Source organism: Candidatus Ornithobacterium hominis (assembly GCF_900538215.1).
Taxonomy (GTDB): Bacteria; Bacteroidota; Bacteroidia; order Flavobacteriales; family Weeksellaceae; genus Ornithobacterium; species Ornithobacterium hominis.
In genome coordinates this window covers 554,279-569,925 of sequence record NZ_UNSD01000002.1, presented here as the reverse complement: position 1 = coordinate 569,925, position 15,647 = coordinate 554,279, and the positions used below count along the sequence as shown (strand labels likewise).

The following is a 15,647-nucleotide window of genomic DNA, read 5'->3' as shown; positions in this document are numbered from 1 at the left end:
AATTATTCTTTTACGACCTGTGCATGGTCTTTTACTTCTATATTTTTCTGTGGATTGCCTGTGTAGCGGATGACTGAATTGTCTAAAACCCTTCCTTTGATTTCATCTTCGATGCTTGCTTGCACTTCTGCCTCTCCTGCTAAGTCTAAGTCTACCACACGGGCTCTCATTTCTGTTGCATTGATTTGAGCTTGATTTTTTGCTTTGAATTTAGCATTTTTTGCCAAGCCTTTTATCCTTATGCTTGAAGAATTTTCTGCTCGTAGGCTTAGCTCTTCCGTTTCAATATCAAAAGCATCAAATTTAGCATCGCCATAGGCTTTTAATTCTAATTTATCTTGTATTATTTTATCTGCAGGTTCACAAAGGACTTTTTCTTGGATTTCAACCTTCTTTAAATCATTGTAGTACAAATAAATGACATAACTCTCAAAAGAAGAAACGGGTTGCTTTTCCTCGATATGCAGAGTTCCTCTCTGAACGTAAATATTGATATTCTCAATCAAATTTTGGTGTGTCTGCACGCTTACGTAAGCGCTATCATTTTCTATCAGCAAAAGCTTGAATATACCTTTTGCTTGTACATCATTGAATTTTTCGAGCATGAAATCTTGTGCTATTCCTGCCTCTCCTTCTCCTTCGATTTCTTTCTGACATGAACTGAAAATAAATAAAATAAATAGCAAAAAAATTGAGCTGTACTTCATCTTTAAATTTTCAATAAAATTAAGCATTTACTCAAAAAAAAAGAAAAGTCTTTATAATATTTTTAGCGACTAGCTATTAATGCTTTGCTATTATAACTCATCGCAAGCGCATCACAATAATTCCCTCTGAGGTAAAGGGAATGTATAACAGAACTATTTACCATCTGTTTTTTTTTTAAGGCTTAAAAAAAAATTTACTCTTTGTATACCCGTGTCAAGTCCAGCATATTGATAGGACTATTTTTAAAGCCTTTAATATTTTTTTGTAAAAAAACCGAGACTTGGTCATAAAATATAGGAACGACTGGCATTTCCCGTATCACTATTTCGTCCATTTGCCAGTAAAGCTTTATTCGCTCCTCTATTTCTGTGGACTGTAAAGATTGGAGATATAATTCATCAAACTTTCTGTTTCTAAAGTGAGAATAATTAGGCCCTTGGGGGGCAAAATTCTCTGAATAAAAGAGTGAAAGATAATTTTCAGCATCGGGATAATCTGCTCCCCAATTTGCCCGAAAGAAATTAAATTTCCCATTGGCTTTTCCTTCGCGCAAAGTCGCTGGGTCAACATTATTGATTTCGATAGCTAAGCCTACTTTTGCCAATTCTGATTGCACAAATTCGCACATATCCACATATTCTTGCGTGGTAACCAAACTCAGCTTCGGCAAAGCCTTTTTTTCTTTTATTTCTTGAATTATTTGATGTGCTTTCTGTGGATTGTAGCCACTGCCCAAGCTATCTCTATACCCAGGCAAACCTTTGGGAATGAATCCCCCATTTGCTGCAAAACCAATATTATTTCGCAAATATTTTATCATTTTTTCTTTGTCTATCGCTGCATTGATAGCACGTCGCAAATCTTCTGAAACAGACTTATCTCCGCCTAGATAGAAACACAAATATTCTGTATTCAGGTATGGTGATTTCAGCATTTGGAGCTGGTGAGTGTATTTTTTTTGCAAATCGCCCATTTCATCTATCAATTCATCTTTGTAGGAAGGATCAAGACTTGCCATAAAGTCTATTTTACCCTGAATTAATTGTAAAAACTCACTATGTTTCTCGGGCAAAAACAGCACATTTACGTATTCTAAATAAGGTAATCTCTCTCCTTTGGAATCAAAATGATAAAACAAAGGGTTCTTCTTCAATACTAATTTTACATTCGGCTCCCAAAACTGAAACTGAAAAGGCCCTGTCCCACTCGGGGTAAAACCGGATTCACCTGCATGCTGAAAGACTTCTTGTGGCACAACGGAACAATATTTCATACACAATAAGCCTAGGAATGGTGGGAATGGCTTTTTTAATTTAATCTGAAAAACACTGTCATTCAAGGCCTTAAAGTCTTCCACATTGTTCAATACAAATCCGCCCGAGGAATTCAAATTTGGGTCTCGCAGCCGCTCAAATGAATAAACTACGTCTTGTGCCTTAACAGCTCGTGTTTTTTTTTTGCCAAAATATTTATTGGGGTGAAAAAATATATGAGTGTTTAAGTAAAAAGTATACGTTAATTTGTCTGCTGCAATATCCCAAGATTTTGCAATTTCTGGCACAACGTTTAACTCATCATCAAATCCTACCAAACCTGTGTACATCAAATTAGCCACCCAATTATTAGATTGGTTTCGTGCAAAGGCAGGGTCTAGAGAGCTAATATTGTCATAGCGATTGAGCCGAAAAACTTTCTTATCATCAACCTCTGGAGCTGAGTGGCAAGCAAAAATGAAAATATAAACTACAAATAGTGGAGTTTTTTTTAAAGCCTTAAAAAAATTTAAATTCTCAAAAGCTTTATTCATCATAATTTCTTTCTCCAAAAATTTTACTCCCGACACGCAGCATATTTGCTTTTTCTTGTAGTGCAATTTCATAGTCGCTACTCATTCCCATTGATAAAATTTTGAGTTGTGGGTACTTCTTTTGTTGAGCTTCAAAAAATAAACGAAGTTCAGCAAATTCGTTTTGAATTTTTTCATCATCATCGGTATTGGTTGCCATCCCCATCATGCCTACGGGGCGCACAAAAGGGTAGTTTCCTAACTTACGAAGTGAATCTTCTGCTTTTTGAAAATTCATTCCGAATTTTGAATCTTCATCAGCAATTTTTACTTGTATTAAAACTTCGATGATGCGCTTTTCTTGCTCACCTCTTTTATTGATTTCCTTGATGAGTGATTGGCGGTCTACACTATGAATTAAATGGACGAAATCAGCGATGTACTTGACTTTATTAGACTGTAAATGACCGATCATATGCCAACGTATATCTTTGGGTAGCTGCTGAGCTTTTTCAGTTAATTCTTGAACTTTGTTTTCACCAAAATCTCGCACACCAATTGCATACAGCTTCTCAATATCCTCTATCGGTTTGGTTTTAGAGACGGCGACTAGCGTAACGTCTTTGGGTAAAGAATCTTTTATTTTTTGATATTTTTTTTCGATGCTCATATTCTTAATCAGTCAAGTCAAATGTCGTCAAGGCAGAAAGAAATTTCGGTTCAATAAAGGTGCTTTTTGGCGGCATCATTTTATTTTCGTCAGCAACCAAAATTAAATCATTTATAGAAACTGGGTAGAAACCAAATGCGGCTACAAATTCACCACTATCTACCATTTCTTTCATGGCTAAAATTCCATCAATATTACCTGTTCCTTTTTTAAACTTTATCCGTTTGCTTTTTCTGGAATTTTCAACTTCCAAAACGGGTTTCATGATGTGTTCCTCCCACAAATACGTATCTAGTTCGCCTAAGGCTTTGGGGATGCCTCGGTATTCTTGATTGACGTAAAGTGCATAAAATTTACCATCTAAGTAAAGGCTAATGTGATGTTTGCCACTAGGGTAGTATGGTTTTTCTTTTTCTATAACGCTAAAGACTCCACTGATTTTCTCTAGAAATTCAATAGGCGTATAGCCATTTAAATCTTTGATTAAACGATTATAATCTTTCACTTTCAAAAAATTCCCAGGAACAATCACAGCCATTGCATAGTTAAACGCTTCTCCACCGAAGAAATCTGGTTCCTGCTCTCGCATATAGTCGGTGTATAGTTCTAAACTCCCTAGGCGATGATGCCCGTCTGCTACATACAAAGACGGTAGTTTTTCTATCGCTGATTTCAATTGCTGCATGATTAGGCGATCTTTGACCTGCCATAGCCTGTGGGTATGGTCATCTGCCCCAGTGAATTCTAAAGTTGGCGTGTGGCGGGTTGTCATCGACATAATTAACTCTATACTCTGATTTTCTGGAAAAGTTAAAAGTACGGGGTCTGCCTGCATATGAATTGCCTTCAAGTGGTTGGCAAAAATTTCTTCTCGCTCGCCCAAAGTATTTTCATGTTTTTTTATTTGGCTATTTCTCACATTATCAATTGAAATAATGCCAATCACTCCTATTGTCACAGCTCCATTAGCATCTTCTTGCTCGTAGATATAGTAAGATTTTTTGTCCTTTAATAAAATTCCTTCTTTTAAAAATTCCTGAAAATTATGTCTTACTTCGTGGTATTTTTCTTTATCAGACCATTCTTTGTGCTCTATGGTTGGTTTTAGAATGTTCAGAAACGATTCTGGTGTATTGTTGAGTTCATGTGAAATTTCCTCTTTCAGATAATAGTCTAGATTTTTTGTCGTAACCGTCGAAGCTTTATTTTTTGCAGGACGAACGCCGCAAAAGGGTTTAAATTCTATCATTTAAATTTTTTTATAGGAATTGATGATCTCACTCAAACTACAAATTTACAAAAGCTTAGCCATTATTAAAAAAATGTGATTTTATAAATAATACGATTTGATTTCATTTTTTTTAAGGCTTAAAAAATTTTAACTCTTAAAAGCCTGTTTGAAGTCAAGATCTCAACAGGCTTTTTAAGTTATTGTTTATAAATGATTTAATTCAAAAAAATGAATGATTAGAATGATCAGTAAATTTCTTTTATCTCTAAACTTACATTTTTCAAACTTAAAGAATCTCCTACTTTTTTACCTAAATTATCTTCAAAAACAGGAGCTTCTGGCGATACTCCAAAGATTTTCTTTTCTTCAAAATGCACCGGTGTGAATGCGTAACCAAAGAAATAGTAATCTTTTTCTGTAGCTATGAAAGCACCGAGCTTCACCTCATCTGCTGTTTTATTTCTCAGAGCTTCTATATTTAGTAAATCGGCCCGTTCCATTTCTAATTTTTTGTTAGTTTCTATCTCCAGCCCTTGCAAATTAGATTGGTGTGAATGCGCGTCTAAATCTCGCGTCATTTCTTCATCTAAATCCGTCGTAGTCGATAGTGTTTCCAGGCTTGCCTCTAGATTTTGGATTAATTTCTTTTGACTTTCTATAATGGGATCAAAGAGTTTTTCTCTCATTTTTTCCAGTTTTATTATTTTAATTTACAAATTTTCAATCAAGTTTCTCCTTTTTTTTCAAGGCTTATATTTTTTTAGTTCAAGCCTCTCGCTTCTATCATGTGCTCTACTTCTGCATCTCTACCAGTAAAGGCTTTGTACATTTCTTTATAATTTTGGGTATTTCCTTGAGATAGAATCATATCTCGGTAGCGTTGCCCCGCTTGTCTATTTAGGCCTCCATTGGCATCAAACCATGCATTGGTATCTTCTGCCAGCATTTCTGTCCAAAGATAGCTATAATAGCCACTTGCGTAGCCTCCGCCAAAGATGTGAGCAAAGAAGTTTGAAAGATAACGGGTAGGAATATACGGGTCATACAAATTTTCTTTCTCAAGCTGCTTTTTTTGAAAATCTAACGGGTTTCTTATTTCGCTCAGTGCAGATAAGCTTTTATTATGCCATTGCAAATCCAAGTTGGCAGCTCCCATTACTTCTGTTAGGCTAAAACCTTGGTTGAATGTTGCTGCATTTTTAACACTTTTTATCATTTCAGCTGGAATAATTGCTCCAGTTTTGTAATGTTTTGCATAATTTTTTAAAACTTCATCATTCAATGCCCAATGCTCATTAGCTTGCGAAGGTAACTCTACAAAATCTCTCGCTACATTGGTTCCACTAAGTTTCGCATACTTTTGGTTTGCAAACAAACCGTGCAAGGCGTGCCCAAATTCGTGAAACAGTGTTGTTACTTCATCATAAGAAATAAGTGCTGGTTCACCATCAGCAGGTTTTGCATAATTACACACATTATATACCACTGGCTTGTTTTTAAACAAATGGCTTTGTGCTACAAAGTTGCTCATCCATGCACCTCCTCGCTTACTAGGCCTAGCAAATAAATCAACGTAAAATAGAGCTAATGGCGTTCCGTCCTCTTCAAAGATTTCAAAAACTCTCACATCTGGATGATAAACAGGAATGTCTTTTCTTTCTTCAAATGTAATCCCGTAAAGTTTATTCGCAGCATAGAATACGCCTTTTTCTAAAACGTTATTAACTTCAAAATATTCTCTGAGTAAATTTTCATCTAAATCATATTTTTTCTGACGTACTTTCTCCGCATAGTAAGCCCAATCCCATGGTTCTAAATCTCCTGCAAAGCCATCTTCGTGCAGTGATTCTTTCAGTATCTCGGCTTCTTTTGCAGTTTTATTCCTTACTGATGGAATGAGCTGAGCGAAGAAATTCTGAACGGTTTCTTTATTTTCCACCATTGTATTTACCAAACTCCAGTCAGCATACGTATCGAACCCCAGCAAATTAGCTTTCTCAGCTCTTAGTTCTGCTATTTTCACGATGATGCCATTGGTATCATACTCACCCCCGTTAGTTCGATTGTAAGAAAGTTCAAACAGTTTTTTTCTTGTTTCTCTATTCTTCAAAGAACTTAGTAACGGCTGCTGAGTTGTATTTATCAGCTTAATTTCATAGCCCGAGCCATCTTCCTTTTTCAGTGACTTCAGTAGACCTTCGCTCAGGCCTTCCAATTCCTTTACCTCATAAATTTCTAATTTTTTATGATTGATGGCATCCAGCAAAGTTTGATTAAACTCAGTCTGAAGCGAAGCTATTTCGGTATTAATTCTTTTAAGCTTCTCTTTTTTATCTGAACTGATTTCTGCACCGCTTTGCACAAAACTTTTATAATACTCCTCAGTCAAAATTTTATCTTCTCCACTAAGTTCATCTTTATTTTTATAAACCTCTTTTATACGTTGAAATAAATCTTCATTTAGATAAATAAAATCCGTATGCGCTGCCATGAGAGGGGACATTTCTTCTTGTATTTTCCGTAGCGTGTCGTTTGTGTTTGCACTAGTTAAGCCATAAAAAACAGATGACACTCGGCTCAATTCAATTCCACTTTTTTCTAGCGCCAAAACCGTATTCTCAAAGCTTGGTTTTGCTTTATTTCGGGCTATTTCTTTCACTCTCTCTTTTTGAAGCCCCATCGCATGTAGTAAAGCAGGGCGATAGTGTTCATTCTTTATTTGCGTAAAGTTTGGTGCGTGGTAAGGCAACGTGCTTTTCATCAATAAAGGATTGCTACTCATATCTTTATTTTCTATTATCTTATTTGTTGAGCAGGCGTAAAACGCTAAACCTGCGGCTAACAAAACTCCTCCTTTTTTAATTTTATTTATCATTTTTCTAATTATATATCTTAAAAATTTTTTAAGGCTTTAAAAATTTAAATTGTTTCACCTTACTTCTTTTTTAAATTTATCCTATTCTTAGCTTGAAAACTTAAAAATACAAAAAAAAATTAAACCTTCATTTCTTTAATGAATTTTAAACTTAAAATTTCTAAACTCTTTGAATTTTATACCTGAATTTTTTAATCTATTTAGAAAAATCCCAATAAATTTATAAAAATTTGTTTTTTAAAACCTTTCAGATTGTTTACTTTTAAACTTATGAAGCACATTAGCGTTTTTGATATGTTAAAAATTGGTGTGGGCCCATCCAGTTCGCACACGCTAGGTCCTTGGCGAGCAGCTCAGGAATTTGTACAAGAATTGAAAGACAAAGACATCTTTCATCAAACAACAGATATTCAGGTTGAGTTGTACGGTTCTTTATCGTTGACGGGGAAAGGGCATGCCACAGATTTGGCCATAATGCTAGGCCTGAGCGGGAAAGACCCTGTCACGATTCCTATAGATGAAATCGATACCACGATTGGGCATATCAATACGCGACAATACTTGGAACTTGGTGGTGAAAAGGCGATTCCGTTCTTGCCAGAGCAAATTCACTTCAAACGAGATTTTTTACCATACCACGCCAATGGGATGCGTTTCTGTGCTACTATGGGAAATGAAGAAATTTATCAGTCAACCTTTTATTCCATCGGTGGTGGGTTCATTACCAAGGAATCTGATGAGCAAATTGTAGATTTATCTGAAAATGACAATTTTCCTTACCCTACAGCTTCTTCTGAAAATATCATTCAACAAACGGTAAAATACGGACTTTCAATTTCTCAGTTGGTTTTGGAAAATGAACGGAGTGTGCGAAGTAAGGAAGAAATCCACTCGCAATTGGACGCTATCTGGGCTGTGATGCTAGAGAGCATTTATTTAGGTTGCCATACAGAGGGATTTTTACCTGGTGGCTTGATGGTGCGCAGGCGTGCCTTTGACATGTACCAAAAATTGAAAAATCCTAAAAATCAGTATCAAAATCATGCTGAATGGATTAAAAGCATTCGCAATACCAAAATGCATTATCGTGAAATCTTTAAATGGGTTTCAACCTTTGCTATCGCTGTAAATGAAGTCAATGCTAGCTTGGGTCGTGTGGTTACCGCCCCTACCAATGGTTCTTCTGGGGTTATACCCTCGGTTATTTTATTCTATTTAGCGATAGAAAATCATAAAGCAGGGAACGATGAAATTAGAAAATTCCTCTTGACGGCAGGTGTCATTGGCAGTATTTTCAAACGAAATGCAACGATTTCTGCAGCGATGGGTGGCTGCCAAGCTGAAATTGGTGTTTCTAGTGCAATGGCCGCCGCAGGTTTGACTGAGCTTCGTGGAGGAACACCAAGGCAGTGTCTAAATGCGGCTGAAATTGCCATGGAACATCACCTCGGGCTAACTTGCGACCCAATAAAAGGTTTGGTGCAAATCCCTTGTATCGAGCGAAATGCAATGGGAGCCATCAAGGCAATCAATGCCTCTGAATTGGCTCTAGAAACAAATCCTGAACATGTGAAGGTGTCGCTTGACAATGTGATTGAAACTATGTGGCAAACGGCTAAAGACATGAATTCTAAATACAAAGAAACTTCTGAAGGTGGTCTAGCTGTAAGTGTGAAAATCGTTGATTGCTAATTTTTTCTTAAGGCTTAAGAAAATTTGTGTCTCTAAATTTTTTATCTCAATAAAAAAATTCATTCCGCTATTTCAATCCCTTATTTAAACAGAAGGCTAGCTTTGTAAAGCTGATAGAGCAATGCTTCTACTCACAAAATATGAAACAGCCGTCCCTATAAACAAAACACTAAGAATTGCAACCAAATAGTTCTGAAGCGTGAAGCGAACTGGAAATGCCATAAACATATTGATGCTGACAAGCCCAAACTCTTGCTGCAAAAAAATAATTAACGTACCGATTAGCAAACCCGTAAACAAAGCATAAATAGTGATAAGAACACCCGTGTAGAAGAAGCTTTGCTTGATTTTACCCCGTGGCATTCCCAAGGCTCTTAGCGTCAAAGATTGTTTTCTTTTGTTGAGAATAAGAATAGCAACAGAACCAGCCAAATTGAAGCTAGCGATGATTAGTATCAAAAAAAATATCAGGTAAATAATGAGGTTTTCAGTATTCATCATTTTGGTGAAAGCAGCATCAATTTCTTCTCTTGATTTGATTTGAAAATCATCCCCAATGATTTTTTTTAAAGCCTTTAAAAATTGTTTAGAATCAGCCGTAGCCGATTTGATTTCTATGGCAGATATTTCTCCTTTTTGGTAATTTAATAGATTTTGCACCAATTCTAACTGAGCAAAAACGTATTCGCTGTATTTATCATTAATGCTAAAAATGCCCGTCCCGTAAGCTTCTGTTGTATTAAAAGCCTCTTTTTTGCTTGTTATCAAACCTTTGCCTGGCTTGGGAACATACAAAACAGCAGGAGTCACCTGATCCATATACAGCGATAGCCGGGAAGAAACTCCTTGTCCTAAAATAATGTCTCTAGGATATTCCGTTGAGAGAGGCTTTCCTATTTTTACCATTGAGTCTAGTCCAAAAATTTGATTAAAATTTTGGTCAACTCCTTTGAGCGTGACAATATGATTTTTATGATTGTAATCAATGAAAGCACGTTCTTCAATGACTTTACTTGCCACCTTCACCTCTGGCAAAGCTTGGATTTTCCCCAGCAATTGCTCTGAATTTTCGATGACTTTACCCGTTTTGGGAGTAATTTGCGCATCGGGGTTGATTTCGCTGTAGAATTGAATATTAATTTTCTCTAACCCGCTAAAAACTGATAAAATAACGATCAAACAAGCAGTCACAAAACCCAAAGCGATAAAAGCAATCCAAGAAATGATATTGACTTCTACTGCATTTTTGCCTGAAAAAACATATTTGCGAGCAATGTAAAGCGGTAAATTCATTCAGCCTTACAATTCAGGATTATTCCCTTGCCCTTTGAGTTCTCTTTCTATCGTATCTACTCGGTCTAAAGAGTCATCAATAAAAAAGTGAAGCTCGGGGACGATTCGCATTTGTTTACCAATTCGCTCGCCTAATTTTTTTCTGTAATAGGGAACATTTTCATGAATTGCATTCATCATTGAATTACGATATTGGGTGGGGAAAACACTGATAAAAATTTTTGCAATAGAGAGGTCTTGTACTGTTCTTACCTCTGTCACAGAAATTAAAAGACCTTGTTTAATTTTATTGGCTTCTATTCTAAAAATATCGGCCAATTCTTCTTGCAAAAGTTGATTGACCCGCTGTAATCGTTTACTATCCAAAACAATATTAATTTAAAAATTCAAAAATAAGAGATTTAAATGAAAAAAAATACGAATCTCTTACATTAAAAGAAATTTCATCAAAAAGAGATGGAAATGTAACTAAAATAGTTTTAAAGATAAAATTTCAGCAGCCTTTTTCATATGAATTTTTTAAAGCTTAAAAAAAATTAAAAAAAGCTTACTTTAATTAAAAATTCTTTTATATTTGCACTCCAATAAAAACTGGTCCTATAGCTCAGTTGGTTAGAGCACCTGACTCATAATCAGGTGGTCCCTGGTTCGAGCCCAGGTGGGACCACAACTTTAATAATCAAGCACTTACAGCAATGTAGGTGCTTATTTTTTGGTCTTCAAAAAAAAACTCCTAGTACAACATTGATACAATAAATTGTTGTTTCAAAAGGTAATTATTTATTTGAAAATATTGGTATTTTAGTGATTATATTTTGTATTTTCTCGTTCAAATGAGCATCCAGCTCTGCTAATATTATCGCCTACGATTGCTTTGTAAAAGTTATGATTTTACCACTGAAAACCTGAAGGTTAACAGACTTATTTATAGATAAAAATCACTATGAACTAAATAAAAAAATTCCACCCAATATATACTATAGAAGTTCAAATTAATGTACTTTGTTTAAAGCTTATCAATTTCCGTGTGCGACGACTGCCATAGCAAACAATATTTGAATAAAATCTTGGGTGGAAAATTGATTTTATAAATTTCCATCATTTTATAGTTGCTTTAAAATTCGTGGTTTAGTGTATATAGGGGGTTCAAAATATCCAATTACAGACACGCCCTTCAGCCCGTGTTCCAGCCATGGGCGTATGGCCTCTGCTCGGCTAGCAATTTCCTCTGCCCAATCCTCTGGTCTCTGTACTATGATTTGTTCTGCATCCTCTGGAGCGTGTGGAAATTGAAGGTGTGTGGCATCTACTACAAACTCTTCATTTTGTAACCATACAGATGTGGCAGTGTGATTAAATGGAAAATAATCATTCCCCCTCTTCTTCCAATAAGCAAGGGAGTAGCCTCTGCCTGTATTGTATCCCAAGGTTCGTAAATTTTGTAAAACTTTTGCAGAAACGCTTGCACAACTTCCAGATGATGCCGTGGCTAAATCTGCAATATGACCTTTCAATACATCAATTTCGTTCAGTAGCTCCGTTGCTTGATGAGCATCTCTACCTTTTATAAAAAGATCTCTTCGAGTAGATTGATTAGGTTTTAAATAATCTTTACCCCCGTAGGTCTTCCAGCCCAATACTTTCCCGTCGAGTGGCACAAACTCCGTCCAAGCAGGCACTCTCACATCCAACTTTTCTCTGCCTATAGCTACAGATAATTCTAGCAATTTATTCTCTGTGACTTTCAAAACAGGAATATTGGTGAGCTCTGCTATATTTGGGAAAGGCGCATGAATACCAGCTATAGGGCGCAACGCAGTGGGCGGGGTTATGATTAGAAACTTTCCTGAAGAATCATTTATAAGATTGAACTCTCTTATGGTTTGCTCCACATTTGCATAATAGCTTTCATATATATCTAGAGCGCCAGATATAATGCCATCATGCCCGCCTGTGGGTATCACATTTATTTTAATTTTTTTTGCCTCTCTAATCAGTGATCTGTATAAATCATGCCCGTGCTCTAGTGTGGTGAGTAATGCAGCATTTAAGCGATCAGTCATGTTCTCACCTCTTAAATAGAGTGCTATATCTCTTTTTAACAATCTGTGATTTAATCTCCTGACAAAAATATTCCTGATTCCTTCTTCATAGAAAGTTTCTAGATTTTCTGTAATAAATCTAAGTGATTCTGCTGAATCATCAAAAGCTACACCCATAGATGTTGAAACAGCTGTAGATATGGCGGAATTGGTGGTTTCCTGATTTTTCAGAAATTCGATATAATTTTGATTTCCAGGAAAATTATTATCCCAAATTGAAAAATCATAATTATCTGATATTTGAAAGGCCGTTTCCACGGTATTCATACGTTTTTCCACTGTGTCTTGATAGTATTTAGCAGAGGAATATACGTGCATCAATCCCTTTTCTGGAATTCCTTGTCCTTTTATACTTCCCAGCTCTTGTAGCATTTTTATAAATGTGAGGGGATACTCACTATATTGAGTTTCCTCTGCACATGAAAATGTGGAAATGATTTGATTCAGTTCTTCAAAATTATAGCCGATATATAATTTGTTATCTATTTCTTCTATTTCAGAAAGTAAATTTTCTGATTTTATGCGTTCTATTGTATATTTCAGCACATCAATATTATTATCAAATCCCAGCCCTTCGAATAAAGAATCGTGATAATAAGCGTGTTCAAGTATTGAAAATTCACTTGTTTCTGGTATCACATAGTAGGGCGTGAATGATAGTTGTGTGGGCAGTTCTTCTGCAAATCCAGCAAAGGGATATGTGGTATAATTATTTTCTGCAAATAATACCAGTGTTCCAGTTTTTCCTATATCTATGCCTTTGATTTCTTGCAATACAGATTTATATAGTATGGATGTGGCTTCTGCCCCTACTTTATCTAGCATTTTGATTAAATTCTTTTGCAAATCATTCATTCCATCTGTAAACAGAGCTCCCTTTAATTCTTCTTCTAATGAATCAAAAGCAGGGATACGTCTAGATTCTGGATGTTCTATTTTGTATTTTCTGATTAGGTGGATTAATTCAAATGCTGATTTGGATTTTTCTTCAAATGTGGTAATTGTGTGCCAGTGATCTAATTTTTCGATAATTTTTTTATACGACTTGCCAATAGGTTTCCCTATTACAGCAGCTTTTTTCCGTAAATCAGCCACAGACATAACGGCTGAAAAATCCAGTTCTAGAGGGCTATATGGTGCTCCCCCCTTTAATCCGCTTCTCACGTACACCATTTTTTCTAAATTTGAGGAGTATACTTTTGAAATTAATTCACCTGGAATTTCTTCGTGCGTAGTGGGATTTAATCTGATATATTTATTCCCTGCAAGGGGTTTAAATACTACTAATTCATTATTTTCATCTGCTAATCGAGCTAAAAACGTTTTGCCAGCGTCTTCGCCTTCAGGCGTAATGGCGGGAGTATCTATCAATACATCCTCTGCAGATACATTAAAATAGGTTTTTATTACCTCTTCTTCATTTAAGTATTCTGGGATTTTTTTCAGATCAAATTGTTTCATGTAAGAGATAGCTTCGGCGAAGAATGGGAGCATATTTATTCCTAGGAATAAAAAAGAAGTTACGAATTCACCCACACCGTATTTTCTCTCTTCATAGGTATCCCCATCCACCATTTTATCCACGCTCAAGCCTAGCTCTGTGAGAGATAATGTTAAATTCAAAGGGATTAAAATTTCTGGCACAAGTGCTTCAAAATAATATAATTGGGATAACATACCATGAATGAAGTTATAGACATGATCCCTTGTTAACTCTGAATCTGATTTTATCTGCACATCACCATCTGCTTGCATTCTTTTTTGCGTTTTATCTGCCACTGTGGCAAATAAATTCACACTCAGCACTGTGTGATGATCAAAATCAATATACCCAATATCCCAAGTATCCTCTGCTATACCTTTGAGTGCTGTGTCCACACCTGAATATTCCAACCCGTCTTGTCTTTCATATATAGAGAAGTGATTGGCAAATGAATTACGCAAAAAAGGATTTTCTATATGCTGTTTAATCCAATTTCTGCAATCAGAAGATGTTAAAAATTCTATGAAAGGAAACCTAGCGCCAGGAATATATAAAATCAAAAGCCCTGTTGCATCTTTTAAATCCCTAATTATCATGATATCTGTAGATGCATAGCCATATATTTTCAGAAATTTAGCCTCAATATCATCTTGATGATTATAAACCTTGCGAATTATAGAAAAAGCATTCTCTGATAGCATTTTATTCTTATACTGCACAACGCCTGATAATAGAAAATTATCTTCCAAATAATGCTTATATCTATCTTTATACTGCTGCCAAAAATTCTCCACTTGGCGATTAAACTCCTTGTAGATAGGATAGTAATAAAAAATATTAAATATCTCTATAGGCATAATAGGCACAATATTATGTGCTCCCCAAGAACCAGCCGATGAACCCTCTGTGTATAGCCCCACAGACACATCTGAATATAAAATATCCCAATCATCATAATAATACTTGCCCAGTACATTCATCAAACAAGCATCAGTCAACTTATAGCTCCAAACAAGAGAACCACTCTCATGATTGTAATATTGCTCATCAGAAGATTTATCAGCTTGTCCAAATTTGTTTAAATAAACCGCATCAGGATCTATTGGCTGTAATCCTTTTTTCTCTAGCTCCCTAGCTAATATTTCTTTCACTATTTTTCTAGGTTCAGGCATAGAATCCAACATCTGGGCAAAAGACCGCACATACTGCTCCTGCCAGTCTTTTCGATTTATAGAAAAAGCTTTATTTCTATCATTTAATAATTCAGCAAAAATTTGTGAAACAGATTTTCCCTTAATCTGATAATCTGTGAAATAAGTGTTAGATAATTCCATTTGAAATAAATATTAAAAATACCTATAATATATTATGAAAAAGTTACTCAAAACATTAAAATTTAGTATACCGTACCAGCTGAGTAGTATTATACAATGGTTGCAACTTTGAAACAAGTTACAAAATAGTTTTAAATCAATTACAAAAAACATCAAATTCAGAAAACTTTTTCATACCCGATGTTCATTTGGTATATAAAATAAAAAACTTACTCATTGAATCATAAAATTCACATAATTATATGATAGTCAATTAAAAATACAAAAAACTTTAATTAAAGTTACAAATAATTTTAATCAATCTAATTCAACTCTTCTAAAACTACTCATTTTATTTATACACAACTAAAATTATTTTCCTTTACTCAGAAAAACTCCGATCTGTGATATCATATAGCGCAGACAAGCTTAACTTCTCTGTTCGGAAAGGGAAGAGGTGAGTCTTGCATAAGCAGAATTTGTCATTTTTTAAA

General features: G+C 35.3%; 10 protein-coding genes and 1 tRNA gene. 2 read left to right on the top strand and 9 right to left on the bottom strand.

The annotated features are described in order from the left end of the window. Positions 1 to 2: 2 nt before the first annotated feature. From D5J18_RS02875 to D5J18_RS02850, 6 genes are all read right to left on the bottom strand, one after another. Entirely contained in the window at positions 3 to 707 is a 705-nt protein-coding gene (locus D5J18_RS02875; RefSeq protein ID WP_165844945.1) for a head GIN domain-containing protein, read from the bottom strand. 194 nt (positions 708 to 901) lie between these two features. After that, positions 902 to 2,518 (bottom strand): ABC transporter substrate-binding protein, encoded by a 1,617-nt coding sequence (locus D5J18_RS02870; protein WP_260377432.1) that lies wholly within the window; start codon positions 2,516 to 2,518, stop codon positions 902 to 904. Further along, positions 2,508 to 3,164 (bottom strand): YggS family pyridoxal phosphate-dependent enzyme, encoded by a 657-nt coding sequence (locus tag D5J18_RS02865; RefSeq protein WP_119057493.1) that lies wholly within the window; start codon positions 3,162 to 3,164, stop codon positions 2,508 to 2,510. Before D5J18_RS02865 ends, D5J18_RS02870 begins: the two co-directional genes overlap by 11 nt. Before the next feature lie 4 nt (positions 3,165 to 3,168). Continuing rightward, positions 3,169 to 4,413, bottom strand: a complete 1,245-nt coding sequence (locus D5J18_RS02860) for a DUF1015 domain-containing protein (protein WP_119057492.1) — start codon at positions 4,411 to 4,413, stop codon at positions 3,169 to 3,171. A 227-nt stretch (positions 4,414 to 4,640) separates the two neighbouring features. Beyond that, positions 4,641 to 5,081, bottom strand: coding sequence for a hypothetical protein (locus D5J18_RS02855; RefSeq protein ID WP_119057491.1), 441 nt, complete (start codon positions 5,079 to 5,081; stop codon positions 4,641 to 4,643). A 74-nt stretch (positions 5,082 to 5,155) separates the two neighbouring features. Beyond that, positions 5,156 to 7,270: a M3 family metallopeptidase gene (locus tag D5J18_RS02850; RefSeq protein ID WP_119057490.1), complete on the bottom strand. Its 2,115-nt coding sequence runs from the start codon at positions 7,268 to 7,270 to the stop codon at positions 5,156 to 5,158. A 270-nt stretch (positions 7,271 to 7,540) separates the two neighbouring features. Here D5J18_RS02850 and D5J18_RS02845 point away from each other — a divergent pair, with 270 nt between their 5' ends. Then, positions 7,541 to 8,962: an L-serine ammonia-lyase gene (locus D5J18_RS02845; RefSeq protein WP_119057489.1), complete on the top strand. Its 1,422-nt coding sequence runs from the start codon at positions 7,541 to 7,543 to the stop codon at positions 8,960 to 8,962. 96 nt (positions 8,963 to 9,058) lie between these two features. Here the strand turns inward: D5J18_RS02845 and D5J18_RS02840 are convergent, their stop codons facing one another. Together D5J18_RS02840 and rbfA are read right to left on the bottom strand one after the other, a co-directional pair. Continuing rightward, complete coding sequence (locus D5J18_RS02840; RefSeq protein WP_119057488.1) at positions 9,059 to 10,255, bottom strand: ABC transporter permease; 1,197 nt, start codon at positions 10,253 to 10,255, stop codon at positions 9,059 to 9,061. A 6-nt stretch (positions 10,256 to 10,261) separates the two neighbouring features. Further along, entirely contained in the window at positions 10,262 to 10,621 is a 360-nt protein-coding gene (rbfA, locus tag D5J18_RS02835) for a 30S ribosome-binding factor RbfA (RefSeq protein WP_119057487.1), read from the bottom strand. Positions 10,622 to 10,848: 227 nt separating this feature from the next. Here rbfA and D5J18_RS02830 point away from each other — a divergent pair. Next, positions 10,849 to 10,922, top strand: a tRNA-Ile gene (locus D5J18_RS02830). Positions 10,923 to 11,358: 436 nt separating this feature from the next. Here D5J18_RS02830 and D5J18_RS02825 read toward each other — a convergent pair. Beyond that, complete coding sequence (locus tag D5J18_RS02825; protein ID WP_119057486.1) at positions 11,359 to 15,174, bottom strand: dermonecrotic toxin domain-containing protein; 3,816 nt, start codon at positions 15,172 to 15,174, stop codon at positions 11,359 to 11,361. Positions 15,175 to 15,647: the final 473 nt, after the last annotated feature.

What these genes read in the sequence shown, in the direction of transcription:
- D5J18_RS02825 (WP_119057486.1), bottom strand. Translation starts at nt 15,174, where the DNA reads ATGGAATTATCTAACACTTATTTCACAGATTATCAGATTAAGGGAAAA.
- D5J18_RS02865 (WP_119057493.1), bottom strand. Translation starts at nt 3,164, where the DNA reads ATGAGCATCGAAAAAAAATATCAAAAAATAAAAGATTCTTTACCCAAA.
- D5J18_RS02850 (WP_119057490.1), bottom strand. Translation starts at nt 7,270, where the DNA reads ATGATAAATAAAATTAAAAAAGGAGGAGTTTTGTTAGCCGCAGGTTTA.
- D5J18_RS02870 (WP_260377432.1), bottom strand. Translation starts at nt 2,518, where the DNA reads ATGATGAATAAAGCTTTTGAGAATTTAAATTTTTTTAAGGCTTTAAAA.
- D5J18_RS02845 (WP_119057489.1), top strand. Translation starts at nt 7,541, where the DNA reads ATGAAGCACATTAGCGTTTTTGATATGTTAAAAATTGGTGTGGGCCCA.
- D5J18_RS02860 (WP_119057492.1), bottom strand. Translation starts at nt 4,413, where the DNA reads ATGATAGAATTTAAACCCTTTTGCGGCGTTCGTCCTGCAAAAAATAAA.
- D5J18_RS02875 (WP_165844945.1), bottom strand. Translation starts at nt 707, where the DNA reads ATGAAGTACAGCTCAATTTTTTTGCTATTTATTTTATTTATTTTCAGT.
- D5J18_RS02840 (WP_119057488.1), bottom strand. Translation starts at nt 10,255, where the DNA reads ATGAATTTACCGCTTTACATTGCTCGCAAATATGTTTTTTCAGGCAAA.
- D5J18_RS02855 (WP_119057491.1), bottom strand. Translation starts at nt 5,081, where the DNA reads ATGAGAGAAAAACTCTTTGATCCCATTATAGAAAGTCAAAAGAAATTA.